The sequence below is a fragment of the Dokdonella sp. genome, from assembly GCF_036518555.1.
Lineage (GTDB): Bacteria > Pseudomonadota > Gammaproteobacteria > Xanthomonadales > Rhodanobacteraceae > Dokdonella_A.
Window position 1 is genome coordinate 1 of record NZ_DATDMY010000307.1, and the last position, 26,923, is coordinate 26,923.

A 26,923-nucleotide genomic window follows, 5' to 3' on the forward strand; every position below is an offset into this window, starting at 1 on the left:
TACGCGAGCGCTGCACCCGCGGCGCCGACCCTGACGCTGCCGGCGGACGGCGCCGGCAACGTGAGCCAGATGCCGACGTTCACGTGGGAAGCGGCCGCGCAGGCGTCGAGCTACCTCATCGAGGTCGCGTCCGATGCGGGCTTCGCGACGATCGTCGCATCCGCGACGGTGACCGACACGGCATGGACGTCGTCGACGTCGCTCGACTCGAACACCGTCTACTACTGGCGCGTCACCGCGATCAATGCGTGCGGCGACAGCGGCAGCGGCGCGGGTGGAGACCGCATCTTCGGCGACGGATTCGACGGCGTGCCGTTGCCGCCGCTCGGCGGGAGCCGCTCGTTCGTGACGGTCGCGTTGCCGGGCGATTGCTCGATCGGCACGACGCAACAGGTGCTGTGGTCGGACGATCTGGAATCGGGTGCGGCGGGCTGGACCCACGGCGGCACGCAGGACTCGTGGCAGCTCGGTTCGACCGCGCACGGCGGCACCCATGCGTGGCAGGCGAACAACGTCGCCGCCGTCTCCGACCAGCGCCTGGTGTCGCCCAGCGTGACCCTGCCGGCGGACCTCAGCGGCCTCACGCTCGCGTTCTGGAGCCAGCAGTCGATCGAGAACAACGGCGCGGCGGGCTGCTACGACGGCGCGATCGTCGAGATCTCGAGCGACGGCGGATCGAGCTGGACGCAGATGCCCGGCGCGGCGCTGCTCACGGATCCTTATGACGGTGCGGTGAACAGCGGCTTCGGCAATCCGCTCGCGGGATTGCAGGCGTGGTGCGGCAACCCGCAGTCCTACCTCAACGCCGTCGTCGACCTGCAGGCGTACGCGGGGCAGACGGTGCAGTTCCGCTTCCGCCTCGCCAACGACACGTCGGTCGCGCGCCCCAATCCGGGCTGGGCGATCGACGACGTGAAGGTGGCGGGCTGCCAGGCCGACTGAGCGTTCCATGGCGGCGGCGCGTGCGCCGCCGCTCCTTTCCGGCCCCGCGATGCGGGGCCTTTTCTTGCGCGGCGCGCTCCCGCCGCACGGCGGGTTCAGCCGCAATTCAATCCGCGCTGCCGAGACTCCGGGTCACGGCGATCGTGGCTTCCGCGGTTCGAGCCGCGGTCGCTATGATGCGGACGGAGTGATGCGAATCCATCGAAACCGCCTGTTGCTGACGCTCTGCGCCATCCTCGCCGCGACGGGCGCGCAGGCGCGCGAGATCAGCGTGCAGGAAGCGGTGCTGCGGGCCCAGCACGAGGTCGACGGCAAGGTGCTGTCGGTGCAGGCGCTCAATGTCGGCAAGCGCAAGGTGTATCGCATCAAGATACTCACCCGCGATGGCCGCGTACGCATCGTGCAGGTGCAGGCCGAGCAGTAGTCGGCGCCCGCGCGGGCACGGACGAGAACGACGGAGGACACATGCGCGTACTTTTGGTGGAAGACGAGGCTCCCTTGCGCGAGACCCTGGCCGCGCGCCTCAAGCGCGACGGCTTCGCGGTCGATGCGGCCGGCGACGGCGAAGAGGGCCTGTACCTCGGGCGCGAAGTGCCGTTCGACGTCGCGATCATCGACCTCGGGCTGCCCAAGCTGTCCGGCATGGATCTGGTCAAGCAGCTGCGCGAAGCCGGGCAGCGCTACCCGATCCTCATCCTCACGGCGCGCTCGTCGTGGCAGGACAAGGTGCAGGGCCTCAAGAACGGTGCCGACGACTATCTGGTCAAGCCGTTCCACGTCGAGGAGCTCCTGGCACGACTGAATGCGCTCGTGCGCCGCGCGAGCGGCTGGTCGCGACCGACGCTCGAGTGCGGTCCGGTCGTGCTCGACACGACCGCGCAGACCGTCGCGGTCAACGGCAGCACGGTCGACCTCACGAGCTACGAGTACAAGGTGCTCGAGTACCTCATGCTGCACGCGGGCGAACTCGTCTCGAAGGCGGATCTCACCGAGCACATCTACCAGCAGGACTTCGATCGCGATTCGAACGTGCTCGAAGTGTTCATCGGCAGGCTGCGCCGAAAGCTGGACCCCGACAACACGATCAAGCCGATCGAGACCGTACGCGGTCGTGGTTACCGCTTCGCGCTCGAACGCAGCGACAATCCGGTCGACGATAACGCGCACGCCGAAAACGCCTGAGATCCCGGCCCGTGGCGCGCCCGCTGTCGCTGCAAGCGCGCTCCCTCGCCGCCGCCGGGGTCGTGCTGGCCGCGTTCCTCGCCCTCGCGTTCATCGCCCTCGACCGTGCGTTCTACGAAGCGGCGGAGAGTTCGCTGCGCGAGCGCCTGCAGAGCTACATGTACGCGTATCTCGCCGGGTCGGACACGACGCGTGCCGGCGCGCTGATTCCACCCGAGGTCGGGCCCGACCCGCGCTTCGACCGCCCGTCGCAGAGTGGCCTGTACGCGGGTATCGTCGGCGCGAAGATCCTCGGTTCGAAGGACGGCAGCTGGCGCTCGCCGTCGGCGGTCGGGCGCGAGCTGCCGTTCACCGAATCGCTGCCGCGGGGGCCGGCGCAGTTCCGCGGCCCGATCGAAACGCCCGCAGGCGACGTGTTCGTGCTCGCCCAGGGCGTGGACTGGAACAGCGGCGGCAAGAGCGAGTTGCACCTCACGTTCTACGTCGCCGAGGGCGACGATGCGCTGCGCGCGCAGATCGACGTGTTCCGGCGCACGCTGCTGACTTGGCTCGGCGTGCTCGGCGTCGCCCTGTTGCTGCTTCTGCTCGCGGTGCTGCGCTGGAGTCTCGCGCCGCTGCGCCGCGTCTCGACCGACCTCGCACGCGTCGAACGCGGCATGCAGGAGCACCTCGGCAACCAGTATCCGGTCGAGCTCTCCGGGCTCACGACGAGCCTCGACAGCTTCATCGAGGCGGAGCGCGAGCGCGTCAAGCGCTACCGCAACACGCTGTCCGACCTTGCCCACAGCCTGAAGACGCCGCTCGCGGTGATGCGCAGCCAGCTCGAGACGGGCAGCGACGGCGAGTCGCTGCGCTGGACCGTGCTCGAGCAGGTCGGCCGCATGGACGAGATCGTCGCCTACCAGCTCTCGCGTGCGGCGACCTCGGGGCACCAGACGTTCGCTGCACCGCTGCTGATCGAACCGTACGCGGAAGAGATCGTGCGCAGCCTCGAGAAGGTCTACGCCGGCAAGTCGGTGCTGTGCGAATTCGAGATCGATCCGGCCGCGCGTTTCCACGGCGACCAGGGCGACCTCATGGAGCTGCTCGGCAACCTGCTCGAGAACGCGTTCAAGTGGGCGCGCCGCCGCGTGCTGCTCGACGCGCGCCCGCTCGCGAGCGTGGGCGGGCGCCGCGCGGGCGTCGAGTTCTCGGTCGAGGACGACGGCCCGGGCATCGACGAGGACCAGGTCGAGCACCTCCTGCAGCGCGGCGTGCGTGGCGACGAGCGCGTGCAGGGCCACGGCATCGGTCTGGCGATCGTGCAGGACATCGTGCGCGCGTACCGCGGCGAAATCGTCGTCGACCGCTCGCCGTCGCTCGGCGGTGCGCGCTTCATCGCGCGGCTCGGCGTGCGCTGAGCTGCGCAAGCGCCGTGGCCGCAAACCCGACCGGCGCAGGCCCGTGCGGCGCGCCTGGTGCATCCGCGGAAGCCGGCCGTCGTCCTTCGCTCGGCGTGCGTAGCGTCGGACATGCCGCCGACGACGGCGGCCGGCGCGTCGCCGCACGAAGGTTCAGCCGAGGCAGTCCGGTGCGAGCGGCGGCACCGCGTGCGCGAACTCGCCTTCGCGCTCGAGCGGCACCATGAAATAGTCCCAATACACCGAATCGCACGCGATGCCCCAGTCGGTACGATCGAGGCGGTGCGCGAAGACGTCGTACATCGCATAGCCGTGCCGCTCGGCGAAATCGAACAGGGTCCAGGTGTCGTGGCCGTAGGCGCCGTACGCGGGTCGCCCGTACTCGACCGACAATACCGGCCGGTAGCGGGCAAGCACGTCGACCGCGCCGCGCAGCACGTTCATCTCGGCGCCCTCGACGTCGATCTTGATGAAGCGGAGGCCCGCCAGCGCGTCGACGTAGGCATCCAGGCGGCGCGCCTCCACTTCGATGCGCGTCGGCGTGACGGCGGTCGGGTTGTTGTAGGTACGCTCGCGCAGGCCGCTCTCCTCGGGCGCGCCGACCGCGTGCACGAACTCGACGCGCCCGTCGTCGTCGCTCAGCGCGACATTGTGCAGCGTGACGTTGGCCGTCGCGCCGAACGAACGCAGGAGGCGCGCGTGCATCCCCGGCAGCGGTTCGAAGCCGACGACGCGGCCATCGCGACCGACGCAATCGACGAAACGGGCGAGATGGCGTCCGGCGTGGGCGCCGACGTCGACGACCGTGTCGCCCTTGCGCAGGAGTCGCGTGTACTGCCGCTCGAGCAGGCTTTCGTAGTCGACGCCGCCCCGGCGCTCGATCGCGGATCGGATCCGTTGCAGGCGTTCGCGAACGCCGGCGTCCGGCGCGGCGGGTGCGGCCGAATCGAGTTCGCGCACCGCGCGCGCGAGCGGCGCGAGCGCATGCGCCCAGGTCACTTCCGGCCGCCGCGCGGCGTGATCCGCCGGCGGCGGCGACACCGGGCGGTCGAGCAGCGCGCGCAGCGCGCGCCGGAACGCGTCGGCGTCCTCGGCGACCGTCACCGTCGGCCAGCGCAGGGCATCGCCATAGCCGCGCAGCGCATGCGGCGTCGCGAGCACGGGGCGGCCGCTGTAGATCGCCTCGGCCGTCTTCAGGTTCGAACCGCCGCCGGTGGTGATCGGCAGCAGGACCACGTGCGCACCGCCGAGCAGCGCCACGAGATCGTCGCGCTCGATCTCGCCGGGCGTGACGAGACGCGGTTCGTCGATCGCCGGCCAGGCGCGATAGACGGGATGCGCACGCAGGAAATTCACGACGCCGCCGACCACGACGATGCGCTCGTCCGGGCGCAGGAACGCGAGCGAAGGCGCGAGCATGCGCCAGAAGCCGTCCGCGTTCGGCGGGTGCGCGCTGCCGACGAATACCGCGTAACGGTCGAGCCCGAGCCGGCGGCGCACGTCGGCGACGCGCTGAGGGTCCGCTTCGAACGGTGAGATCGCGTTGCGCGCGACGACCCAGCCGCGGGATCGCGGCGTGTCGTCCATGGCGCGCAGCTCGGCGAGCTCCTCGTCGGTGCAGGCCACGACGAGGTCGGCGTGGCGCACCGCCTCGCGTTCGAGCCGTTCCACGCGCGCGACCGCGTCGGCCTGCGCGGCGTCGCGCAGGCCGCCCGCGCACTCGTCGCGCTTGAGTTTCCACTCGATGTTCTGCGAGGAATAGACCAGGCGCGGCGGCGGCGCACCGGCCGCGGTGCGCGCGTCGATCCAGCGCCGCGCGGCCGGATACAGCCACGGCTGCTCGAGCGAGATCGCATCCGGCGCGAGCCGGTCGAGCGTGCGCGAGAACGCGCGCCAGATCGCGCCATCGTCGCGCGCGATCAACTCGCCGCTCTGCAGGTCGATGAAGCGCGCGAGGCGCGGGTCGAACGCGGCATGGTCGGCGGGCAGCACGAGATCGTCGCGTTCGAGGTCGGCCGGCCGATAGTCGCTGCCATGGATCGCCGCGACCGTCGCCACCTCGAACCCGGCGTCGCGCCAGCAGGCACGGATCGCAGCGCAGCGCAGCTGTCCGCCATGGCGCGGCGCCTTCAGCGGGTAGGTCGTGAGCTGGACGATGCGCTTCACGGGCGAGCCCTCGCCGCGGCAAGCAGGTCGAGCGCGAAATCCGACCAGTGCCGCGGCACGTAGGTCGCGCGAATGCGCGATTCGGCGACCGCGCGCGCGTCCGCGTCGTCGAGGTAGTACGCGATCGTTTCGTACCAGCGCGGGAAATCGAACGGATGGATCGACGGGCACAGGCCCTGCGTCGCCTCGCGCAGCGCGGGCGCGTCGGACACGATCGCGAGTTTGCCGTAGGCGAGGCTTTCCGTCGCGGCGAGGCCCCAGCCCTCGTAGATCGACGGGAACACGGTGAACGCGCAGCGCCGGTACAGGTGCGCGAGCAGCGCGTCGGACACGTGATGCAGCATGACGATGCGCCCCGCTTGCCAGACCTCGCTCGCCTGCATCTCGGCCCAGAGGTCGTTGACGCCCCAACCGAACATGCCGACCACGACCAGCGCGGGGCACGCCTCGCCGCGGCGGCGATGCAGTTCCTTCCACACCTGCAGCAGCATGCGATGGTTCTTGCGCGTCTCGAACGTGCTCACGTACAGCACGTAGTCGCGTTCGCCGAGCGTGTCCAGCGCGGCGCGCTCGTCGTCGCCGAGCGCGCCGACGTCGGCGTCGCGGTGTACGTCCGGCGTGGCGAGGTGGACGGTGCGGATCGGCGGTACCTCGAACAGCCCGACGCGGCGGTAGAACGCGGCGAGGTCCGCCTTCGTCGTGTCGGAGATCGCGAACACGACGTCCGCCGTATGCGCGATCGTCGTGAAGTGCTCGGCGAACGGCTGCTTCGCGCTGCCGGCGTACTCGGGGAAATCGATCGGGATCGTGTCGTAGCAGGCCTCGACGACGCGCACGCCGGTTCGCTGCTTGAGTCGCCAGGCGTGGACCGCACCGTGGTGCCATTGCAGCCCGATCGAGAAGAACAGGTCCTGCGCCGCCGGCTCGATGCGACGCGAAGCTTCGGTGGTCGGCTGCGACTCCGGCGGCGGCGTCGCGTCGCGCGACGCCTTCTTCGCGGCGCGATGGCGAACGAACGCCGCGTGGTGCTCGGCGAGCACGCGGCCGAGGTCGCGCAGCAGCGGGTACGCCGCCGCCGGCACGAGCTTCGGGCCGCGTGCGGCGAGCCAGTCGAACATGCGCTGCACGCGACCGCGCACGGGCGCCGCCGTCGCGACCTGCGTGCCGATCGGCGCCACCGGCTCGGCGCGGCACCAGCCGTCGTCGAGGATCGCGCGCGCGCGCGCCGGCTCGATCGCGCGATAGTCGCCCGCGGCGTCGATCTCGCAGAACACCGTATCCGGCTCGTGCAGCAGGCAGTAGCGGGCGAACTCGCGCTCGACGCGCACGATCCCGACGGGCGGTCGGCGCCAGCGGATGCTCGTGGTGAGATCGATGTAGAGGCGTGCCATGCCGTCACTCCGCCCGGGCGCCGATGACGCGTTCCACCTGCTCGACCAGGCGCGCGCGCACGCGCTCCTCGCGGTAGTTGGCGAGCACGTAGTCGCGGCCGGCGCCGCCGATTCGTGCGCGCTCGCGGGCGTCGAGCGACGCCGCGAGGAGGATCTTGCCGACCATGTCGTCGATGCCGTCGTAGTGGAAGCCCGCGCCGGAGCGTTCGATGTGCTCGCGCATGACCTCGCAGCGACCGTTGACGATCACCGGCGCGCGCTGCGCCATCGCCTCGAGCGTGACGATGCTGAAACTCTCGTACTGCGAAGGCAGCACGAATGCGGTCGCGCCGGCCATGAGTTCGAACTTGCGCCGCTCGTCGACGAAGCCGAGGAACTCGATCCACGGCTCGCGCGGCAGGCCCATGTTGTCGACGCCGGTGAGGACGAGCGACAGGCCGCGGTCGGCGATGCGTTCCATCGCGCGCACGAGCTCGTCGCAGCCCTTGCCCGCCTCGATGCGGCCGCAGTACAGCAGGTAAGGGCGCGCGCGCGATTCCGGCGTCGCCGACTCGCTGTGCTCGACCGCCATGCCGAGCACCTCGCCATCGCCGTAGCCCCAGATGCGCGCGGCCGTACGCTGCTCGGCTGCGGTCAGCCAGATGCGGTTGCGATGCGCCGCGTAGCGCTGCGCGAACACCGGCAGGTAGGCGGTCGGCTCGTCGTGCAACGTCGGCACCAGCAGGGTCTTGTGCGGGGGCACCTCGGCGATGCCGAAGTAGGTCGTCGGATAGAGGTAGGTACAGAACAGCACCGCGGCGTACTCGCCGTGGCGTTCGCGCAGCCAGTCGTCGAGGCCGGGACAGCACGGCCCCTGGAAGCGCACGTACTCGTCCTGCAGCGACTCGCGCCAGGCGAGCGGCCGGCCGTCGCGCGGTGCCGCGAACGGTTGCACCTCGAGCATCATGCGCTGGTGCAGGCCGTACCAGTACGGGCCGCGTTCGAACGTCGTCGGGAAGCGGCGCACCGGAATGCCGTCGCGCACGCGGACGCCCGCGGGGAGTTCGTCGCGCCAACTCACGTAGTCGGTCGCGGTCGAGCTCAGCACCTCGACGTCGAAGCGGGTCGACAGCAGGCGCGCGTACTGCCAGGCGAGCGCTTCCGAGCCGCCCACCACCGATTCGTCGCACCGCTGCACCACGATCGCGACGCGCCTCATGCGGACGACCTCGACGAAGCGCCGAGGCTCGACACGCGGGCATGGCCGCGCGCGCGCAGCAACGAGCGCAGCGATGCGTCGGCGCGCAACCGTTCGATCGTGCAGGCGATCAATCCGGCGGCGGAGTCGTCCATGCGCCAGAGCAGCGCCGCGACGCCGGCGACGTGCGCGGCGGCCCCGGCATCGATGCCGGTCACCGGCGTACCGACGGCGAGTGCATCGAGCACGGTGCCGACCGTGCCGCCGCACGCGACGAGCGCGTCGGCGGCGAGCAACGCGGCCTTGCGCGCGCCGGCGCCGTCGCGGACGTACTCGACATGCGCGCCGACGCCGCGACGCTGCGCTTCCGCCACGACCGCCTCGCCACCGTGATCGAGGACGAGCAGCCGCGCGGCGGCATCGACATGCGCGAGGCAGGCATCGAATGCATCGAGCAGGAGCGGGACGCCCGCGTCGTCGCAGCTGGCCGCCCACACGGTCGAGCGCGTCTGCCAGCGCCGCAACAATGCGTCGTCGGCCTCCTGCGTGCGCAGCCGGCCGGACGCCGCGGCGAGCGACGAGGCGGACGCGTCCATCTCAGCGCGCCGCCTTCGACGCGAGCAGGGCCGGCGTGCCGTCGGCGGCGTCGACGCGGCGCGTCGAATAGCCCGCCGCCGCGAGCACCGTCGCGAGCGCGGCGGGTTGCACCGCAGGCACCGCATCGCCCGCGAGGGTCGCGGCCAGCACCGGCTCGGCGGCGAATCCGATCAGCAGGAAGCCGTCCGCGCGCAGCACGCGCGACGCGGCTGCGACGAACTCGTCGGCCGGCATCGCGCGCAGCAGCGCCGGAAACGCGAGTACGGCGAGCGCGGCGAGCGCGCCGTCCTCGATGCGCGCGAGCGCATCGCGCAGCGCCGCGGCGTCGGCGGCTCGCGGGGTCGCGAGCGGCGTCGCGGCGACGCCTTTCGAGACCCATCGTTCGTTCCAGTCGGCGTCGTCGCCTATCGTGACGATGCGCGCGCCCGCGACGCAGGCGGGATCGAGCGCGTCGGACCAGCGCTCCAGGCGCGCCACGCGCGAGGCGTCGGCGCTCGCGATCGCGTCGCGCGTGCGCGCCTCGAATTCGCGTGCGCCCGCATCCCTTCGGTCCGCGGCCGATTCCACCTCGGCGAGCGCGCCCTGCAAGGCCTCGAACCAGCGATTCATCACGTACACGCGCCGCCGCACGAACTCGAGTTCGTCCTTGCGCGCGCCTTCGAGGTCGTGCTGGCGGCGGGCGAGGTCGCCCAGCACGGCTTCGGCCGCCGCTGCGTGCGCGCGCAGGCGCTCGTCGAGCGTGTCGACGGAGCGGATCAGCTCGTCGCGCGCGAGACCGAGCCCGTGCACGAGCTCGCGCAGTTCGTCGATGCGCGGCTGCAGGCGGGCGGCCAGCGCGGCATCGCCGGCGGAGATCGCCGCATCGGCCGCTCGCAGTTGACGGGCGAGCATCGGCAGCGCCGCAAGCGACGTTCCCCATTCGACGAGATAGCCGAGCAGCGGCACGCGGCCGAGCTTGGCGACGATGTAACGCGGCAGCAGGCCGGCGACGCCGACGTGCTGGCGGCGCCCTTCGGCGGACCAGCGCAGGTTGCCGAGCACTTCGGCCTTGCTCGCGCCTCGACCGAGCAGGTCGAGCTGCGCGGAAGCCTCGGCCGCGGTCGGCGCACGCTTGAGCAGGGCCCGGAACGCGTGCTCTACGAACGCGTGGTACGGCGGATCGGTCAGTTCGGCGATGCGGTAGCGACGTCGCGCGGGCTCGATGCCGTCGGCGCCGGACGCCTGCGCCGGCGCGGACGACGGCAGCCGCGGCCGATCGCGCAGGGTGGCGGCGGCGGCACGGATTTCGCCCCGGACCTGCTCGAGCTGTTCGTCGTTGCGATCGGAATTCACGGCAACCCGCGCTGTCGGGAGGATCCGGCGGGTGCCGGTGCGGCCTCGGATGGATGTCGGCTGGCGCGCTCCCCGGCGCCGAGCGGAATGATGCCATACGCGCGTGCGGTACCGATGTCGATGAGCGCGTAATCCGGTCCGTGGCGGCCGTCGAGCCGCGCCGCCACCCGCCTCCAGTGAGCGCGCCCGGCCACGCGGGCGGCCGCGAAGTGCGTCGCGGCGCCCGCGCGGCCGCCGAGCGCGGCACCGAGCAGGGTCGTTTCGAAGTACTCGGCGCGATCGCCGCTGCGATAGCCGACGAATGCGTGTCCGGGCACGAGTACGATCAGCGCGCGCATGCCGAGCCGCTCGAGCACGGCCGCGATCAGCACGCTGCTGTCGATGCAGTTGGCGCGCCGGTCGCGCCACACGGCGGCCGGCAGGCGAACGCGCTGGCTCCATACGACCGGGCCACGGCTGAGCGCCGGGTCGCCCGCGTCGTAGCGCAGCCCGCGCCGCTCGAGCGCCGCCCACACCGCACCGACCCGCTGCAGGTCGCTGCCGCGGTCGAAGGCGGCGTCGGACGCGCGCGCGTCCGCGAGGATCTCGTCGACGACCGCATCGTGCGGATCGACGTAGCCGGCGAACGCCCAGCCGAGGTCGACGCGGTCGCGTCCTTCGCGCACGTAGTAGGGCGCATCGTCGAGCGCGTGCACGCGCACGTCGGTGCGCCGCGTCCAGGTGACGCCGCCCGCTTCGAGGCTCACGCGCAGCGCCTGCGCGCGCGTGCGATCGAGCGCGCGCAGCCAGGTCGTGTCCCAGTCGAGCCGCGGATGCAGGTCGACGCGATGCGCGCCCGGATCGACGTTCGCTTCGAGCACCGCGGGTCGGCGCAGCCCCGGCGTATCGATGCGCAGGCGCAGCCGGCGCGGCAGGTCGTCGCCGTACACGCGCACGCTGACGAGGCCGTCGCCGTCGCCGAAGCCCTCGGTGCGGGTGCGTGGCGACTGCGAAAGCTGCAGCGCCGGAAACAGCTCGCCGACCGGCGTCACGTCGACCTGCCAGTCGAATGCGCGTGCGGGGCCGACGCCGAGCGCCAGCGCGAGTGCGGCGATGGCGCACCGCGCGCGAAACGGGCGCGGGTGCGGCGCGGTTGCCAGTGGACGCATCGGCCGACTATCGTTGCCGGCGCCGGCCATTGTCCAGCCTCGAATCCAGGGAGTACCGCATGCGTCCGCTCGCCCTCACCGTCCTCGTCAGTGCCGCGCTGTGCGCCTGCAGCCCCTCGCCGCAGCCCGCTGCGCCGGGTGCGACGCCGACCGCGCCCGCTGCGCCCGCAGCCGCGCCGAAGCCGGCCGAACCGACCGCTGCCGCGCCGGTCGCGGCGCCCGCCAAGGAGGTCCCCGAAGGCGACTGCGGCGACCAGTCGAAGCTGCCGCCTGAGCAGCGCATCGCCAACACCGCGCGCTGGACGACGGCGAGCGAGCAGAACAACTTCGGCTTCGACGTCTACCGCGGCGACAGCGAGAAGGGCGAATTCACCAAGCTCACCAAGGAACCGATCCTCGGCGCGGGCACCTCCGACGAGACGCACAAGTACGAGTACCGCGACGACGCGATCGATCCGTGCAAGGAGTACTGGTACTACGTCGAGGGCATCACCACGAGCGGCGCGCACGAGAAGTTCACGCCGACCTTCCGGGCGCCGCCGAAGGTGCGTGCACGCGCGACGGCGCCGGCTTCGCCGGAACCGGCGAAGAACGGCTGACGCTGCTGCCGCACGCGCCGCGATGAATGCCGATGCGGCGACCGCGCGGCGCCGCCGTGCGCTCGCCGCGGCGTTCCTCGTCGCGTTCGCGCTGTCGCAGGCGCTGCTCTGGTACGCCTACTACGGCAGCGGCGCGAAAGCGCTGATCGGCGACGAGCAGACCTACCAGCGGACCGCGCTGTCGATCCTCGCGGGCGGCGCGTGGATGCCGGGCACGATCTGGCCGCCGCTGCAGCCGTTGCTGCTCGCGGCCCTCTACGCCGCGTTCGGCATCCACCTCCTCGCCGCGCAGATCGCGCAGACGCTGATGTTCGTCGCCTGCGGCGCGCTGGTGCGCGATCTCTGGCGACGGCTCGGCGGCAGCGTCGCCGCCGCGAACGCGGCCGCTGCGCTGTTCCTGCTCGATCCGGGCATCGCCGCGTACGCGCACTGGCTGTGGCCGGAAGTGCCGCATCTGTTCCTGCTGCTCGCCGCGTTCGCGCTGCTGTCGCGCGCGCGCGCGTTCGCCGCGGGTGCCTGCGTAGGCCTCGCGCTGCTCGCGAAGAGCCTGCTGTCGCTGTTCTGGCCCGTGCTCGCGCTGCTGCTCGTGCCGCGCGTGCGCCCGCTCGCGGGCGCGGGCCGCGTCGCGGCCTTCGCGCTCGGCATCGGCCTCGTCACCGCACCGGCGCTCGTGCACGGCTGGCGCGAGTACGGCACGCCGATGATCGCGGACAGTTCCATCTACAACCTCTGGGTCGGCCTCGGCGACCGTTGGCGCAGCGATTACGTCGACGACATGGGCGGGCGCACCTTGCCCGAGTTCCTCGCCAGCGCCGCCACGCCGCAGCAGCGCAACGCGATCTACCTCGACAAGGTGCGCGCGTCGGTCGCCGAGCGCGGCATCCTCGACGTCGCCATCGCCCAGCTCGGCCGGCAGTACTTCCGCCTGTTCAGCGCGAAAACGCCGCTCGTGTCGCAACTGCCGGGGCCCGCATGCGCGGGCCACCTGTCGGTGTACGCGACATCGCCGGCGCTGACGCGGACCCTGACCTGGGCCAACGACGCGTTCCATGCGCTGATCCTCGCCGCCGCCGCGTTCGGCATCGCCGCCTGGAGGCGCCGGCCCGACCGCCTCATGCTCGTGCTCGCGCTGTTCGCCGGATACCAGCTCGCCTTGTTCGCGCTGATCCACGTGAAGGCGCGCTTCCTGCTGCCGCTGCTGCCGCTGCTGTGCGGCTTCGCCGGCAGTTTCCTCGTCGCGCTGCGCCGCCGTCGCGAGGACGGCGCGATCGCGCTGACGCCGCCGAGGCTCGCCGTCGGCGCCGCGTTCGCCGCGCTCCTGCTGTTCCTCGCATTCGCCGGGCCGGTGCTCGACCGCCTTTGCGCGGGCTGAGCCGCGACGAATCCGGTATCCTCGCGCCCGCCCTACGTCCTTACCCCGCGATGCGCCTTCATTTCGTCGAACTCGTCCTGTTCAGCACCTACGCCGAGTTGCGCGCCGAAGCCGCGCGCAGCTACCTCGGCCTCGTCTGGTGGGTGCTCGAGCCGGCGATGATGATGGGCGCGTTCTGGCTCGTGTTCGACGTGATCCTCAAGACCGGCGGCCCCGACTACGTGCCGTTCCTGCTCATCGGCATGACGCTGTGGCAGTGGATGAAGTCGTGCATCACGCACGGCGGGTACGCGATCTGGGGCAGCCTGCCGATGGTTCGGCAGGTGCGCCTGCCGCCGCTCGTGTTCCCGCTCATCGCGATGCTGTCGGACACGGTCAAGTTCGCGTGCATCTTCGTGTTGCTGCTCGCGATCCTGTGGGCGCTTGGCTACCCGCCCAATGCGGCGTACTGGGCGCTGCCGATCGTGTTCTGCGCGATCTTCCTCGCCGCGGCCGGCGCCGGCTTCGTGATCTCCGCGCTCGTCCCGCTCGTACCCGACCTGCGCTTCGTGATCGAGCAGGTGCTGATGGTGGTGATGTTCCTGTCCGGCGTCATCTTTCCGCTCGAACGCGTGCCCGAGCACCTGCGTTGGGTGATGGCGCTCAACCCGGTCGCGGTGGTCATGGACGACGCGCGCGGCATCCTGTTGCACGCGCGGTTGCCGAACTGGGTCGGCCTGAGCAAGGTCGCGATCATCTCCGTGGTGCTGTGCGCGATCGGCGTCGTGTTCGTGCGGCGCCTCGCACCGCGCTTCCCGAAGCTCGCGAACTGACGATGAACGAACCCGTTTCCGCACGCGCGAGGTCCGCGTGAACGACGTCGTGATCGAGCTCGAGCGCGTCGGCGTCGCCTTCAGTTCGCAGCGCAGCATCGGCGGTGGCAGCTACTGGGCGCTGCAGGACGTGAGCCTCCAGCTGCGTCGCGGCGAGCGCCTCGGCGTGATCGGCCGCAACGGCGCCGGCAAGAGCACGCTGCTGCGCGTGCTCGCGGGAATCCTCGTGCCGGACCGCGGCACGATCCGGCGCAGCGGCGTATCGTGCCAGCTCATGTCGCTCGCGCTCGGTTTCGTTCCCCACCTGTCCGGGCGCGACAACGCGATCCTGTCGGGCCTGCTGCTCGGCCTGCGCCGGCGCGACATCGTCGCGCGCCTGCCAGCGATCCGCGAGTTCGCCGAGCTCGGCGAGTTCTTCGAGCAGCCGATCGCCACCTATTCGGCCGGCATGAACCTGCGCCTCGCGTTCTCGGTGGCGATCCAGGTCGAGCCCGACGTGCTGCTCATCGACGAAGTGCTCGCGGTCGGCGACGCCGAATTCCAGGAAAAGTCGGGCGCCGCGCTGCGCGCGCGCATGGGCGAAGGCCATACCGTCGTGCTGGTCAGTCACGACGAGAAGCAGATCGCCGAGCGCTGCGACCGCGTGTTGTGGATCGAGCACGGCCGCAGCGTGCTCGAAGGCGCGCGCGACGACGTGTTCGCGGCCTACCACCGCGACCTGCACCATCCGCCGGAGGGCGCGTGAACGCGATCATGCCCGACGCGGCACGCATCGGGGCGCTCGCCGAGCGGCTTCGCATCGGACCACGGGCGCTGCTCGTCCTGCTCGCCCGCCGCGCCATGCAGGCGGACGCGCACGCGCTGCTCGACGACGTCCGGATGCGACGCGAACTCGCCGTGCTGCGCGAGGCGCCGGAGGCGGCGCGCGACGCCGCCGCGCTCGCCCTGCTCGGTCCCGGCGCGTACGCCCTCGACGACATCGACAACGCCCTCGGCATGATCTGGGCGGATGCGGCGGGCGCGGCGGACCGCTGACATGCGCGGCGCGGCCCTGATCGTGCTCGCCTGGAACCAGTGGCCGACGACGCGCCGCTGCCTCGATTCCCTGCTCGCGACCGCACCGCACGCGGCCGAGATCATCGTCGTCGACAACGGCAGCAGCGACGAGACGCCGGCAGGACTCGCGGCGTACGCGGACCGCGTGCGCATCGTCGCGTTGCCGGAGAACCTCGGCTTCGTGCGGGGCATGAATGCGGGGGTCGCGGCCGCGCGCGACGACGACGACGTCGTGCTGCTCAACAACGACCTCGTCTTCACGCAGCCGGACTGGCTCGACCGTTTGCGCGATGCGGCGTACGCCTCGCCCGACCACGGCATCGTCGGCTGCCGCCAGCTCGGTCCCGAATCGGAGGGGCGCCTTTACCACGCGGGCGGCTACATCGAAGCCGACGAGCTGCGCGGCCAGCAGGTCGAAACCGGCCCGTTCGAACGCGACGTCGCGCAGTTCGACCGGACGCGCCGCGTGCAGGGCATCGCGTTCGCGCTCGCCTACCTGAGGCGCGACTGCATCGATCGCATCGGCGTACTCGATCCGGTCTTCCACAGCTACTTCGAGGACACCGACTACTGCCTGCGCGCCGCCGACGCGGGCATCGCGACGATCGTCGCCGGCGCCGTCACGCTGCGCCACCACCAGCACGGATCGACGCGCGACGACGGCGGCTTCCGACGTCGCCTGTGGGACGCGAGCCGGGCGTCGTTCGCCGATCGCTGGCAGGCGCGCCTGCGCGAGACGTATCGCGGCGACGTCCTCTGGTACGGCGCGACGCGGCGGCCGTACGCGGACGCCCATCTCGCGCATGCCTTCGTGCGGCGCCTCGACGCCCGCGGCCTGCGCATGCTGCAGATGGCGCCCGGAGCCGAGATCGCCCCCGGCGACGACTTCCGCCTCGATCTCGCCGCGCGGCGTCGCGCCGTCCCGCCGTTCGCCGCGGCCATCGCGTGCGGCGACGCCATCGGGCGCGTCCCGGCGCGCGCGCGCATCGGTTTGCGCAACGGGGAATGGGACACCGTGCCGGCACGCTGGGCCCAAGCGGCACGCGCGCTCGACGCGCTCGTCGTCGCGGACGCGTTCCAGCGCGATGCGTTCCGCGCGGCGGGCGTCCAGACGCCGATCGAGATCCTGCCCCCGGGCGTCGATCGCGACTACTGCCACCCCCGCGTTCCCGCGCCGCGCGATCCGGCCGGGCGCCTGGTCTTCCTCGCGGTGGTCGACGCACTCGCGCGCGATGCGCCGGATCTCCTCGTGCGCGCATTCCGCGCCGCGTTCGATCGCGACGAAGCCGTCGCGCTGCTCATCCACGTGCGACCCGGGCGCGAGGCGTACGCGGTCGACGACGCACTCGCGCCGCTGCGCGCGGGCGACGCGCGCATCCGCGTGCTCGTCGATTGGGGACACCCGTGGTACCAGCGCGCGCAACTGCTCGCTGCCGCCGACGCCTACGTCTGCGTGCGCCGCGGCGGCGGCTGGGATCCGTACGCCGCGGAGGCGCTTGCGTGCGGCAAGATGTTCGTCGGTGCCGATTTCGGCAGCCAGGCGCAGCTCGCGCGCGCCCACGGCAACACCGTCGCCTGCGGTCGGTCGGTCGATCCCGCGACCGGCCTGGCCTGGGCCGAGCCCGACCACGACGCCTTCGTCGCCGCGTTGCGCGACGTGCACGAACACCGCGAAGAGCGCCTCGCGCGTGCGCGCGTCGAGGCCGATGCGTTCGCTCGCGCGCACGACGTCGAAACCAGCGCGGACCGGCTCGCGATGTGCGTCGCCGAACTCGCGCGCCTGCGCGCCCCGGCGCCGTCGCCGCCGCCGCACCGGCCCGTCGAACTCGCGCGCGCCGCGAGCGGGCAGATCGTCGTGCTCGGCATGCATCGCTCCGGCACGTCGAGCGTGGCCGGCCTGCTCGCGCGCATGGGCGTCGCCGTCGGGCCGCACGACGATCTGCTGCAGGGTCCCGACAATCCGAAGGGCCACTACGAATCCGCGCGCCTGCACATGGCCTGCGTGCGCCGGCTCGCGGCCGCGGGCGGCGACTGGCGCAATCCGCCCGACCCGGCACCGGCCGTGGCCGTCGACGCGTTCCGGCGCGAGTTCGGCGCACTCGTCGACGAGTTCGACCGGCAGCGACCGTGGCTGGTCAAGGAGCCGCGCCTGTGCCTCGTCGCGCGGGAGCTGCTGCCGCTGCTGACGCGACCGCTGTTCGTGCATGTCGTGCGCGATCCTTGCGCGGTCGCCGATTCGCTCGCCGCACGCGACGGCTTCACGCCGGCCGAAGCGCTCGCGTTGTGGGAGCGCTACACGCGCGACGCGTTCGAAGCGAGTCGCGGCTGGCCGCGCATCGTCGTCGACTACGATGCCTTGTGCGCCGCACCCGAGGCGGAGGCGCGTCGCCTCTTCGACGCGTTGGCGGCGGCCGGCATCGACGGCCTGCGACGGCCGTCTGCGGACGTCGTGCGCGAGTGGATCGAGCCGAACCCGGACCGTGCCCGATCGCCGCGAGCGACGCCGACTCCGGCGCAGCGCGCTCTGCACGCCGCGATCGTCGATCGCAGCATCCTCGACGCCGGCGCGGATGCGGCGCGCGGCGTCGCGTCGCGGAGCGCCTGATGTTCGGCCTGCTGCGCCGTGCCAGGCCGGTACCGCGCGCACCGCTGCTCGATCTGCGCTGGGATGGCCGCGAACTGCGACTCGCGTGCACGCCGCGCGCGCTCGCCGCGATCGCGCTCGAACTCGACGGCTGTCACTTCGCGACCGTGGTTCCCGACGCCGATGGGCGAGCGCGCTTCGCGTTCGCGTTCGCGCCGTCGGGCGCGGCTTCGGCCGAGCTGCTGCCACGCGCGGGTCGCGACGGTGCCGCGCTCGCGGCGGGTCCGGTACGACTCGAATTCGGCCGGGCCCGATCGCTCGCAGCCTCGGCCGGTTCGCGTCGCGCGCCGCTCGCGCCCCTCGCGGCTTCGCGGCTGGTGCCGTTCGGCCGCGACGTCGCCGCACGCGAGGTCGTCGTGGTCGTACCCGTGCACAATGCGCCCGCGCTCGTCGAGCGCTGCCTCGCGGCCGTGCGCGCGCATCTCGATCCCGCCACGCGCGTGATCGTCATCGACGACGCGAGCACCGACGCCGCGATCGCGCCGCTGCTCGCGCGCGCGGCGGGCTTCGCCCGCGTGTTGCGCAACGATTCCAACCGCGGCTTCACCGCGACCGCGAACCGGGGCATCGCCGAAGCCGGTCGCGCCGACGTCGTCCTGCTCAACGCGGATGCCGAGGTCGGACCGAACTGGCTCGCCGGACTGCGCCGTGCCGCGTACGCGGCCGACGACATCGCGAGTGCGACCGCGGTGTCGGACAACGCGGGCGCGTTCTCGGTACCCGAACTCGAGCGGGACAATCCGTTGCCGCCGGCCTGGACGACCGAACATGCGGCACGCGCGAACTGGTTGCACGCGGGCCTCGCCTATCCGGAACTGCCGACCGGCAACGGCTTCTGCATGTACCTGCGCCGCGATGCGATCGACGCGGTCGGCGTGCTCGACGAAGCGGCGTTCCCGCAGGGCTACGGCGAAGAGAACGACTGGAGCCAGCGCGCGGCGCAACGAGGCCTGCGCCACGTCGTGGCCGGCAACGTGTTCGTCCGCCATGCGCGCAGCGCGAGCTTCGGCGAAGCGCGGCGCGCGGCGCTGGGGCGGGCCGGCATGGCGGTTCTGCGCGAGCGCTGGCCGCAGTACGAAAGCGACGTCGCGCGCACGCTGTTCTCGTACGAGCGCCTCGTGCTCGACTGGCGCGTGCGGCGCATCCGCGCCGATGCGGGCGACCGCGGCGTGCCGCTGCAGCGCCTGCTGTGGGTCGGCGAGGGCGCGCCCGCGTGGCGTGACGCGGAGGTGTGGAACCTGCGCGCGAACGGCGCGCGCAACGAACTCGTGCACGCGGGCCGCGTCGTCGCCGCGAGCGAATGGGTCGCGCGCGATCCGGAGCCGTCGTACCGCGCCCTGTGGGACTGGCTGCAACTGCATGCGATCGAAGCGCTGCTCGTGCGCGAGCCGCGCGCATCGGTTGCGGAGATCCTCTGTGGCCTGCTCGGCATTCCACGGCTGCGCATCGCCGATCCGTCCGCCCGCAGTGCCACTGAGGCGCTTCGCACGGCAGAATGCCTGCCTCCCGCACGCGTGCCGCCGACGAGCGACTCACCTGCATGAATCCGATCCGACGCGCCCTCGTCACCGGCATCAGCGGCCAGGACGGTGCGCTGCTCGCGGCGCGCCTGCTCGCCGCGGGCGCCGACGTCGTCGGCACGCACCGGCCCGGGCGCGATCCCGTCGGCTGGCGCCTGCGCGAGCTCGGCCTCGCCGCCGCCGGGCGGTTGTCCGCGGCCGCACTCGAACCGCGCGACGGCGACGCGTGCGCACGCCTCGTCGCCGACGTGCGGCCCGACGCGGTGTTCCATTGCGCGGGCCAGTCCCGGGTCGCCGATTCCTTCCGCGATCCGCGCGCGAGCGCCGACGCGAACGGCACGAGCACGCTGAACCTGCTCGAGGCCGTGCGTGCGCACGCGCCGACCGCGCACTTCGTCCTCGCCGCGAGCGCGGAGATCTTCGGCGCACCCGCCGACGCGCCGCAGGACGAGTCGACGCCGCTCGCCGCGCGCACGCCGTACGGCCTCTCGAAGCTGTACGCGCACGCGGCGGTCGGCGCGTGGCGCGCGAGCTTCGGCCTGCGCGCATCGAGCGCGATCCTGTTCAACCACGAATCGGAGTGGCGCGACGAGGCCTTCGTCACGCGCAAGCTGAGCCGAGCCGTCGCGCGCGTGACGCTGGGTCGCGCGCAGGACGTCTCGCTCGGCAACCTCGATGCGCGACGCGACTTCGGCTACGCACCCGACTACGTCGCCGCGATGATGGCAATGGCCGCGCGCGCCGAGGCCGACGACTACGTGCTCGCGACCGGCCACGCCGCGAGCATCCGCGACTTCGCCGCCGCCGCGTTCGCCGCCACGGGCATCGCGCTCGACTGGTTCGGCGAAGGCCTCGAGGAAGTCGGCGTCGAACGCGGCAGCGACCGCGTGCGCGTGCGCGTCGACGCCGCGTTCTTCCGCCCGGTCGACGCACCGCTGCTCGTCGGCGATGCCGCGAAGGCGCGACGCGAGCTCGGCTTCGCGCCGAGCCTCGATCTGGCCGGCCTCGCCCGCCGCATGGTCGAAGCCGACCTCGCCCGCGAGCGCGCGGCTGTCGCGTGAATTCCGGCCAGCAAGAGCAGAAAGCCTGAAACACGAAGAACACGAAGGACACGAAGAGAAGCAGAAGAAATGATCGAGATCGACCTTCGTCGTGCTTTGATGTTCTCTCGCCGTTCCGAGTGCCGGACGGATACGATTGCACACGGGCATGCGATTGAACGCCGTCGGAATTTGCCTTCTTCGTGTCCTTCGTGTCCTTCGTGTTTCAATCTTTTCGCTCCGAACACGGCGACCCTCGCATGCGGGTGATCCTCAACGTCGATGCGATCACCGCGCCGCTGACCGGCATCGGCCGATATGCGCTCGAGCTCGCGCGCGGGCTCGAGCGTCATGCGCACGTCGACGCGTTGCGCCTGTACTCGGCCTACCGCTGGGTCGACGATCCGGAGCACGCGCTCGGCGCCAACCGCACGATCGCGGCCGTGCGGCGCCACGTGCCGTTCAAGGGCGCCGCGCTCGAGCTGTACACGCGCATGCGCTCGACGCTGTTCCGCCGGCATACCCGCGGCATGCGCGACTGGCTGCTGCACACGCCGAACTACGTACTGATGCCGTTCGAGGGCGTCTCGCTGACGACCGTGCACGATCTCTCCTGGCTGAACCACCCCGAGACGCATCCGCCCGAGCGCGTGCGCTTCCTCGAGCGACACTTGCCGCGCTCGCTCGAACAGGCCGCCGCGGTTCTCACCGACTCGAACTTCATCGCCGACGAGATCGTCGCGAAGCTCGGGGTGCCGCGCGCGAAGCTGCGCGTGGTACCGCTCGGCGTGGATGCCGCCTATCACCCGCGCGCGCGCGCGGACTGTGCGGCCGCGCTCGCCCGGCACGGGTTGGACGGGCTCGACTACCTGCTCGTCGTCGCGACGCAGGAACCGCGCAAGAACCTCGCGCGCCTCGCGCGCGCGTACGCGGCGTTGCCGGCCGTGCAGCGTCGGCGCCACCCGCTCGTCGTGGTCGGTGCGCGCGGCTGGTTGAACGACGAGCTCGAACGCACGCTCGCGCCGCTCGAATCCGCGGGCGAGGCGCGCCGTCTCGGCTACGTCGACGAAGCCGAGCTGCCGCTGCTCTACGCGGCCGCGCACGCATTCGCGTTCCCTTCGCTGTACGAAGGCTTCGGCCTGCCGGTGCTGGAAGCGCTCGCGAGCGGCGTGCCGACGCTCACGTCGGTCGGCTCGTCACTCGGCGAGATCGTGCGCGGCGAACGCGGCGACGTCGCCCTCTGCGTCGACCCGCTCGACGAGGCGGCGCTGCGCGAAGGCCTCGCGCGACTGCTCGAGGACCGCGATTGGCGCGCGCGCATCGTCGGCCCCGGCGTCGCGCGCGCGGCAGGCTATCGCTGGTCGCGCTGCGTCGACGAGACGGTCGCGGTCTATCGCGAGGTGCTATAGGCTGCGACTCTCGCCGATGGAGTCGATGATGGATCCTGCCTTTACGCGGCGCTGGCCGGCGTTGCTGCTGCTCGCGACCCTCGCCGGATCCGCGTCGGCGCAAACGGAGCCGGTGCCTGCCCGACCGGCTGCGCCCGCGGCATCCGCCGCGGGCGAGGCTACGGTGTCCGCTGCGGCGGAACGCGTCTATGCCTCGGCGCGCCCGAGCCTGCTGCAGATCCGCACGCTCGTCGCGGCGGCCGGGCGACAGTCGTCGATCGGTTCCGGCTTCCTCGTCGGCGCCGACGGCCTCGCCGTGACGAACTACCACGTCGTCTCGCAGTTCGCACTCGAGCCGACGACCTACCGGCTCGAGTTCAAGCGGCCCGACGGTGGCGAAGGCGCGCTCGAGCTGCTCGCGATCGACATCGCGAACGACCTCGCGGTCGTGCGACTGGACGGCACCGACCTGCCGCACCTCGCGTTCGATCCGCGCGCGCTCGAGGGCGAGCTGCCGCGCGGCGAACGCGCGTATGCGATGGGCAACCCGCTCGATCTCGGTTTCACGATCGTCGAAGGTACGTGGAACGGGCTCGTCGAACGCAGCTACAACGAACGCGTGCATTTCACCGGCGCGATCAATCCGGGCATGAGCGGCGGCCCCGCGGTGGACGCGTCGGGCCGAGTGGTCGGGGTCAACGTCGCCAAGCGCCTCGACGGCGAGCTCGTGAGCTTCCTCGTGCCCGCGCGCAAGGCCGCGGCACTCGTCGAACGCGCGCGCAGCGGCCCGCCGATCGGCATCGCCGCGGTGCGCGACGAGATCGACCGCCAGTTGCTCGAATGGCAGGCCGGCTTCTACGGCGCGCTCATCGCCAAGGGCTGGCGCACGACCGCGTTCGGGCCGTATCTCGCGCCCGAAAGCGAGGCGCCGTGGTTCAACTGCTGGGCGCAGACGAACGCGGAGAAGTCGCCGAAGCCTCGCGCGCAGGTCGACGGCTCGACCTGCAGCACGCCGAGCGCGCTGTTCGTCGCCGAGGACATCCAGAGCGGCAGCGCGCAGTTCAGCCACGCGTACGTGCGCAGCAGCGAACTCGATTCGTTCCAGTTCGCGACGTTCGTCTCGCTGCTGCCGATCTACCGCTCGGCCGGCTTCACCGGCGCGTGGCAGCGCAAGCGGCTCACGCGTCCCGAATGCGAGGAGCGCTTCGTCGCCGCCTCGCCCGCCTCGCCCGCGCTGCATGCGATCTGGTGCGCGCGCGCCTATCGCGACTTCGCCGACATCTACGACGTCGCGCTCACGCTCGTCACGCAGGACCGCGACCGCGAAGCGCTCGTGTCGCGGCTCGTCGTCCAGGGCATCGCCTACGACAACGCGCTGACGCTCGGGCGTCGTTTCCTGGAGGGCGTCGCATGGGCGAAGTGACCTGGATCGAAGTCGTGGCGCGCCATCGCGAGCACGCGTTGCGCCAGCGCGTCGACGCGGCCTCGCTCACGCTCGGGCGCGCGTGGGACAACGACATCGTGCTCGACGACCCGCACGTCGCGGCGCACCACCTGCGCATCGAGCGCGACGAGGCCGGCGCCTGGACCGCGCACGACCTCGGCAGCGTGAACGGACTGCATGTCGAAGGCGAGCGTGGCCGGCGCGAGCAGGTCGCGCTCGCGCCGCACGTGACGTTGCAGGTCGGCCAATGCCTCGTGCGACTGCATCGGGGCGACGAGGAGGTCGCGCCGGAAGTTCCGTTGCAGCGCCGGTCGCCGTGGCCCGCCGCGCTCGTGCTCGTCGCGCTCGTCGTGCTGGCGGCGCTGCTGGAGCAGTGGCGCGGCGAAACCGGCGAACCGAAGCTGATCCGCTACGTCACCGGCGCGCTCGCGCTGGCGACGGTGCTCGCGCTGTGGACGGCCGCATGGGCGCTCGTCTCGCGCCTTTTCGGCGGCCATGCGCGCTTCGGCGCGCACCTGCTCGTGGCGGCCGCGGGCGTGCTCGCCTACAGCCTGTACGATCCGCTCTGCGAGCTCGTCGCGTTCGCGCTGTCGTGGCCGCGCCTCGCGCTGTATGCGTGGGCGGGCGCATGGATCGCGCTCGCGGCGACCTGTTTCTCCCACCTGCGCGTGGTCAGCGCCAAACGCCTGCGCCTGAAGGCGATCGTCGTCGGCGCGCTCGCGACGCTCGCGATCGCGACGCAGTCGTTCACGATCGCCGACCGCAACGCGAACTGGGGCCAGGCGGTGGTTCTGCAGCGGCTCGCGCCGCCATGGCTGAGGCTCGCGACGCAACGCACGCCGGATGCGTTCTTCGACGGGGCGGCATCGCTCAAGGCGCGACTCGACGAGGCGCGAAGCGAGGAACCGGCCGGCGACGACGCCGCCTCGATGTCGCTCGACTGAATCGCGCTCAGCGCGCGGGACCGTCGAAGTCGAGGATCGCGATCGTGTCTTCGCGTCGCTCCGACGGGTGCGCCGGGTTCCGCCATCGATTCCAGGCGGCCGCGATGCGCGCGCCGAGGGTCGGCGTCGACGCGGCGGACAGGGCCGCGCCGCCGACCGCGTCGCGGCCGCTCGTCGGCGACGCGGCGTAGATGCGAACCTGGGTCACTTCATCCGTCGTCGCGTCGGGCAGCGGCAGGCGGAAGCGCGTCGCCTTCGCGGTGTAGCTGGACGAGGCGACCTTGCGACCGTCCGCGGCGAGCCAGTCGACCGCGACCTCGCCGTCGAAGGCGGCCTGCTTGAGGTCGACCCGCACGCCGGGATTCCAGCGATCGCCGTCGAACGCGGCGACGAGTTCGTCGTGCGGTCGCTCGAGCACGACCGCGGGGTCGCCGAGCAGGTTGTACATCTCGACCAGGACGCGATCCTGCGAACGCTTCTTCGCGCGTACGATCGCCTCGCCGATCGTCGCGCCGGGCTCGAGCAGCTCGGCGATCACGTCCTTGCTGAATGCGGGCGACGGCGAGTTGCGCCACGACGCGGCGAACACCGCGATCGCGCCCTTGTCCTTCTCGCGCAGGAAGCGCTCGCCGATGGAATCCTCGGTCGGATTGTCGAACGGCGCCGAATAGCAGGTCATCGACAGCACCATCGGCAGGCGGCCGCCATTGCCGAGTTTCGAGACGTCGTCGAGCGTGAACAGGTCGTTGTTCTTGCGCAGGTCCGGAGGACCGGTTCGCCAGATGTAGCGGCCGCCGTGACCGATGAAGTGCACGAGCAGGCGGCCGGCGTCGATACCGTCGTGGATCGCGCGCTGGTGCACGACGTTCTCGGTGATCTCGGGCCTGGCGTAGACCTTGTCGGCGAGGAAACCTTCCTTGCCGAGCGCGCCGGCGATCTCGTCGGAAGCGCGCTGGAACGTGTCGACCTCGTCGGCGATGAACATCACGTCGCGGCGCCACGCGCCGAGCTGCGGCTTGGACAGGTACGTGATCGTCTTGTCGACGATCGCGGCGACTTCGTCGGGCTCGACGACCGGGAAGCGGCCGACCGCGACGACCGGATGCCAGTCGTCGCCGTCGACCGCGCCGAACCAGTTGTCGCTCGCGGACTGGCCCTCCGGTGACGGGTATTGCCAGGTCGGAATGAGGTTGCGATCGGCGAGCTTCTTCGGCGCATTCGCGTACGTGCCGCCCGGCACGGCGCCGAAGTGGCCGGGAAACAGCAGCTCGCGATCGGTCCATTTCGCGTACGCGAGGTCGTTGTACGTCTCGTGCCGGATGTCGAAGCTCGAGTCGCCGACGAGCAACAGGAAGCGCGGTCTGGAGGGCCAGCGATGCCACGCCGCATCGACGAGGTTGCGGACCGCCTGCGGGTGGGTGATGCCGTGGTTGTACTGGTCGTAGACGCTGTCGATGTCGAGCACCGCGACCGACAGGCCGCGCTTGCGATGGAATTCGGCGAGCGGTTCGATCGCGCCGAGCAGGCGCGGATGAGCGACGATGAGGTAATCGTAGCCCTGCGCGGGCGCGCGCCACTGCGCGCCGGTCACGGCTCGCAGGAACGCCGGTTTGGCGAAGCCGTGCGACGTCGCCGGCGTGAGCTCGACACCCGTCGCGGCGGGTGCGTAGGCGAAACGCCGCCCGCCGAGCGCGCGCGGCAGCCGCAGCACGCCGTCGTCGCCGTACAACGCCGGCGCCTCGTCGCCGCTCGCGTCGAGCTGGAGCGCGGAGCCATCGTCGGCGCGCACCGCGAGCGGAGCCGGCGCGTCGAGGTTGCCCGCGGCCGGATAGCGCGCCTCGATGGCGTTGAACATGACGACGTCGACCGCCACCTGCGTCGCCGCCCACGGCAGCGTGCGCTTGGGCACGCGCATCACGAGCAGGTTGTCGCGCGCCTTCAGCCGCGAAGCGGGCAGCTCGATCTCGCGTCGCACCTCGTCGCGGCCGTTCCAGCGCTGCGTCGGCAGCGGCTGGCCGTCGAGCGTCAGCTCGACCGCATGGTCGTCGATCGCTTCCACCGCGCCCTTGCGCGGACGCGTGAGCTCGGACAGGCCGCGGAACGTGAGTGCGAGGTGCGCGCTGCCGCCGCGCACGTCGAGGTCGGCGAGGTCGAAGCGCAGCTCGAACGGCTGCGGGTCGACGTGGGTCAACTTCGCCCATTGCCACACGTCCGGCTCCTCGCCCGGCTTCTGCTGCGCCTGGTCGAGCCGGATCATGAGGTTTTCCTGCTCGAGATGGACGCGCCGCTCGAGCGCCGCGCGCCCCTCGCCGCGCGCCTCGACGACGCGCATGCGCGCATGCGCGCCGGCGCCCGCGCCGAGCACGTAGACGTTGTTCACGCTGTACGGGTCGTACCAGCTCTCGGGTCCGTGCAGGCGCTTGCCGATCCACTCGATGCGGTCGCCGTCGGCGAAGCGCGCGCCGCGCGCGACGACGTGCAACGGTACTTCGCTTCCGCGCTGTCGCAGCCACAGTTCGTCGGCGGCGCAGTCGGCGAGCCCGGGCTGGGCGGCGACGATCGCCGCATGGTCGAGCGAATACACGCCCGCGTGCTCGAGTTCGATGTGCAGCTCGCCCTCGCAGGCGGACGCGAACAGCGGGACGAGCGCGACGAAGGGCGCGAGCGCGCGCGGAATGGATCGAATGGACATGGGAGCGGGTCCGCGGAACAGGCCCGCGCATAAGGTTCAAAGCAGGCAGGCTACCGCTCGGACCGCGCGGAGGCAAC

The 26,923-nt window shown here is 71.9% G+C and carries 21 protein-coding genes and 1 pseudogene; 15 read left to right on the plus strand and 7 right to left on the minus strand.

All coding sequences use genetic code 11. The features are described from left to right. From VI238_RS16400 to VI238_RS16415, 4 genes are all read left to right on the plus strand, one after another. Positions 1 to 942 (plus strand): choice-of-anchor J domain-containing protein (locus VI238_RS16400; protein ID WP_331653282.1); only part of this gene is annotated, 942 nt, incomplete at its 5' end. 7 nt (positions 943 to 949) lie between these two features. Next, entirely contained in the window at positions 950 to 1,366 is a 417-nt protein-coding gene (locus VI238_RS16405) for a hypothetical protein (protein ID WP_331653284.1), read from the plus strand. 41 nt (positions 1,367 to 1,407) lie between these two features. Continuing rightward, complete coding sequence (locus tag VI238_RS16410) at positions 1,408 to 2,124, plus strand: response regulator transcription factor (protein WP_331653286.1); 717 nt, start codon at positions 1,408 to 1,410, stop codon at positions 2,122 to 2,124. Positions 2,125 to 2,135: 11 nt separating this feature from the next. Continuing rightward, positions 2,136 to 3,524, plus strand: a complete 1,389-nt coding sequence (locus tag VI238_RS16415; protein WP_331653288.1) for an ATP-binding protein — start codon at positions 2,136 to 2,138, stop codon at positions 3,522 to 3,524. A 153-nt stretch (positions 3,525 to 3,677) separates the two neighbouring features. On the opposite strand, the gene VI238_RS16420 is transcribed toward VI238_RS16415, so the two are convergent. Genes VI238_RS16420 through VI238_RS16445 form a run of 6 tightly spaced genes read right to left on the minus strand, consistent with a single transcriptional unit; the run spans position 3,678 to position 11,335 of the window. Further along, positions 3,678 to 5,690, minus strand: coding sequence for an FkbM family methyltransferase (locus tag VI238_RS16420; protein ID WP_331653291.1), 2,013 nt, complete (start codon positions 5,688 to 5,690; stop codon positions 3,678 to 3,680). Beyond that, on the minus strand, positions 5,687 to 7,081 hold the full coding sequence (locus VI238_RS16425; RefSeq protein ID WP_331653293.1) for a glycosyltransferase: 1,395 nt from the start codon (positions 7,079 to 7,081) through the stop codon (positions 5,687 to 5,689). The genes VI238_RS16420 and VI238_RS16425 overlap by 4 nt, the downstream gene beginning before the upstream one ends. A gap of 4 nt (positions 7,082 to 7,085) precedes the next feature. Next, positions 7,086 to 8,279, minus strand: a complete 1,194-nt coding sequence (locus VI238_RS16430) for a glycosyltransferase (protein WP_331653295.1) — start codon at positions 8,277 to 8,279, stop codon at positions 7,086 to 7,088. Continuing rightward, complete coding sequence (locus VI238_RS16435; protein ID WP_331653297.1) at positions 8,276 to 8,854, minus strand: hypothetical protein; 579 nt, start codon at positions 8,852 to 8,854, stop codon at positions 8,276 to 8,278. The genes VI238_RS16430 and VI238_RS16435 overlap by 4 nt, the downstream gene beginning before the upstream one ends. A gap of 1 nt (position 8,855) precedes the next feature. Next, positions 8,856 to 10,187, minus strand: coding sequence for a hypothetical protein (locus tag VI238_RS16440; RefSeq protein ID WP_331653300.1), 1,332 nt, complete (start codon positions 10,185 to 10,187; stop codon positions 8,856 to 8,858). Continuing rightward, positions 10,184 to 11,335 (minus strand): hypothetical protein, encoded by a 1,152-nt coding sequence (locus tag VI238_RS16445; RefSeq protein ID WP_331653302.1) that lies wholly within the window; start codon positions 11,333 to 11,335, stop codon positions 10,184 to 10,186. The genes VI238_RS16440 and VI238_RS16445 overlap by 4 nt, the downstream gene beginning before the upstream one ends. 59 nt (positions 11,336 to 11,394) lie before the next feature. Between VI238_RS16445 and VI238_RS16450 the strand changes: the two genes are divergently transcribed. The 11 genes and pseudogenes from VI238_RS16450 to VI238_RS16500 all read left to right on the plus strand — a co-directional run bounded on the left by VI238_RS16450 (position 11,395) and on the right by VI238_RS16500 (position 24,154). Further along, the gene (locus tag VI238_RS16450) at positions 11,395 to 11,934 is read left to right on the plus strand and encodes a hypothetical protein (protein WP_331653303.1); all 540 of its coding nucleotides are present in this window, start codon (positions 11,395 to 11,397) and stop codon (positions 11,932 to 11,934) included. Positions 11,935 to 11,956: 22 nt separating this feature from the next. Then, entirely contained in the window at positions 11,957 to 13,306 is a 1,350-nt protein-coding gene (locus VI238_RS16455) for a hypothetical protein (RefSeq protein ID WP_331653305.1), read from the plus strand. A 50-nt stretch (positions 13,307 to 13,356) separates the two neighbouring features. Beyond that, the gene (locus VI238_RS16460; RefSeq protein WP_331653307.1) at positions 13,357 to 14,118 is read left to right on the plus strand and encodes an ABC transporter permease; all 762 of its coding nucleotides are present in this window, start codon (positions 13,357 to 13,359) and stop codon (positions 14,116 to 14,118) included. Between the two features lie 133 nt (positions 14,119 to 14,251). Beyond that, positions 14,252 to 14,863 (plus strand): annotated as a pseudogene (locus VI238_RS16465) (ABC transporter ATP-binding protein); the annotation flags it as partial. Further along, entirely contained in the window at positions 14,860 to 15,153 is a 294-nt protein-coding gene (locus VI238_RS16470; protein ID WP_331653311.1) for a hypothetical protein, read from the plus strand. The pseudogene VI238_RS16465 and the gene VI238_RS16470, both read left to right, overlap by 4 nt. Position 15,154: 1 nt before the next feature. Continuing rightward, positions 15,155 to 17,779 (plus strand): glycosyltransferase, encoded by a 2,625-nt coding sequence (locus VI238_RS16475; RefSeq protein WP_331653313.1) that lies wholly within the window; start codon positions 15,155 to 15,157, stop codon positions 17,777 to 17,779. Beyond that, the gene (locus tag VI238_RS16480) at positions 17,779 to 19,362 is read left to right on the plus strand and encodes a glycosyltransferase (RefSeq protein WP_331653315.1); all 1,584 of its coding nucleotides are present in this window, start codon (positions 17,779 to 17,781) and stop codon (positions 19,360 to 19,362) included. Before VI238_RS16475 ends, VI238_RS16480 begins: the two co-directional genes overlap by 1 nt. Continuing rightward, positions 19,359 to 20,399 (plus strand): GDP-mannose 4,6-dehydratase, encoded by a 1,041-nt coding sequence (locus VI238_RS16485; RefSeq protein ID WP_331653317.1) that lies wholly within the window; start codon positions 19,359 to 19,361, stop codon positions 20,397 to 20,399. Before VI238_RS16480 ends, VI238_RS16485 begins: the two co-directional genes overlap by 4 nt. A 239-nt stretch (positions 20,400 to 20,638) precedes the next feature. Next, positions 20,639 to 21,787 (plus strand): glycosyltransferase family 1 protein, encoded by a 1,149-nt coding sequence (locus VI238_RS16490; RefSeq protein ID WP_331653319.1) that lies wholly within the window; start codon positions 20,639 to 20,641, stop codon positions 21,785 to 21,787. A gap of 163 nt (positions 21,788 to 21,950) precedes the next feature. Beyond that, positions 21,951 to 23,189: a serine protease gene (locus VI238_RS16495; RefSeq protein ID WP_331653321.1), complete on the plus strand. Its 1,239-nt coding sequence runs from the start codon at positions 21,951 to 21,953 to the stop codon at positions 23,187 to 23,189. Beyond that, positions 23,177 to 24,154, plus strand: a complete 978-nt coding sequence (locus tag VI238_RS16500; protein ID WP_331653323.1) for an FHA domain-containing protein — start codon at positions 23,177 to 23,179, stop codon at positions 24,152 to 24,154. Before VI238_RS16495 ends, VI238_RS16500 begins: the two co-directional genes overlap by 13 nt. Before the next feature lie 7 nt (positions 24,155 to 24,161). Here the strand turns inward: VI238_RS16500 and VI238_RS16505 are convergent, their stop codons facing one another. Then, positions 24,162 to 26,846, minus strand: coding sequence for a C25 family cysteine peptidase (locus VI238_RS16505; protein ID WP_331653325.1), 2,685 nt, complete (start codon positions 26,844 to 26,846; stop codon positions 24,162 to 24,164). Positions 26,847 to 26,923: the final 77 nt, after the last annotated feature.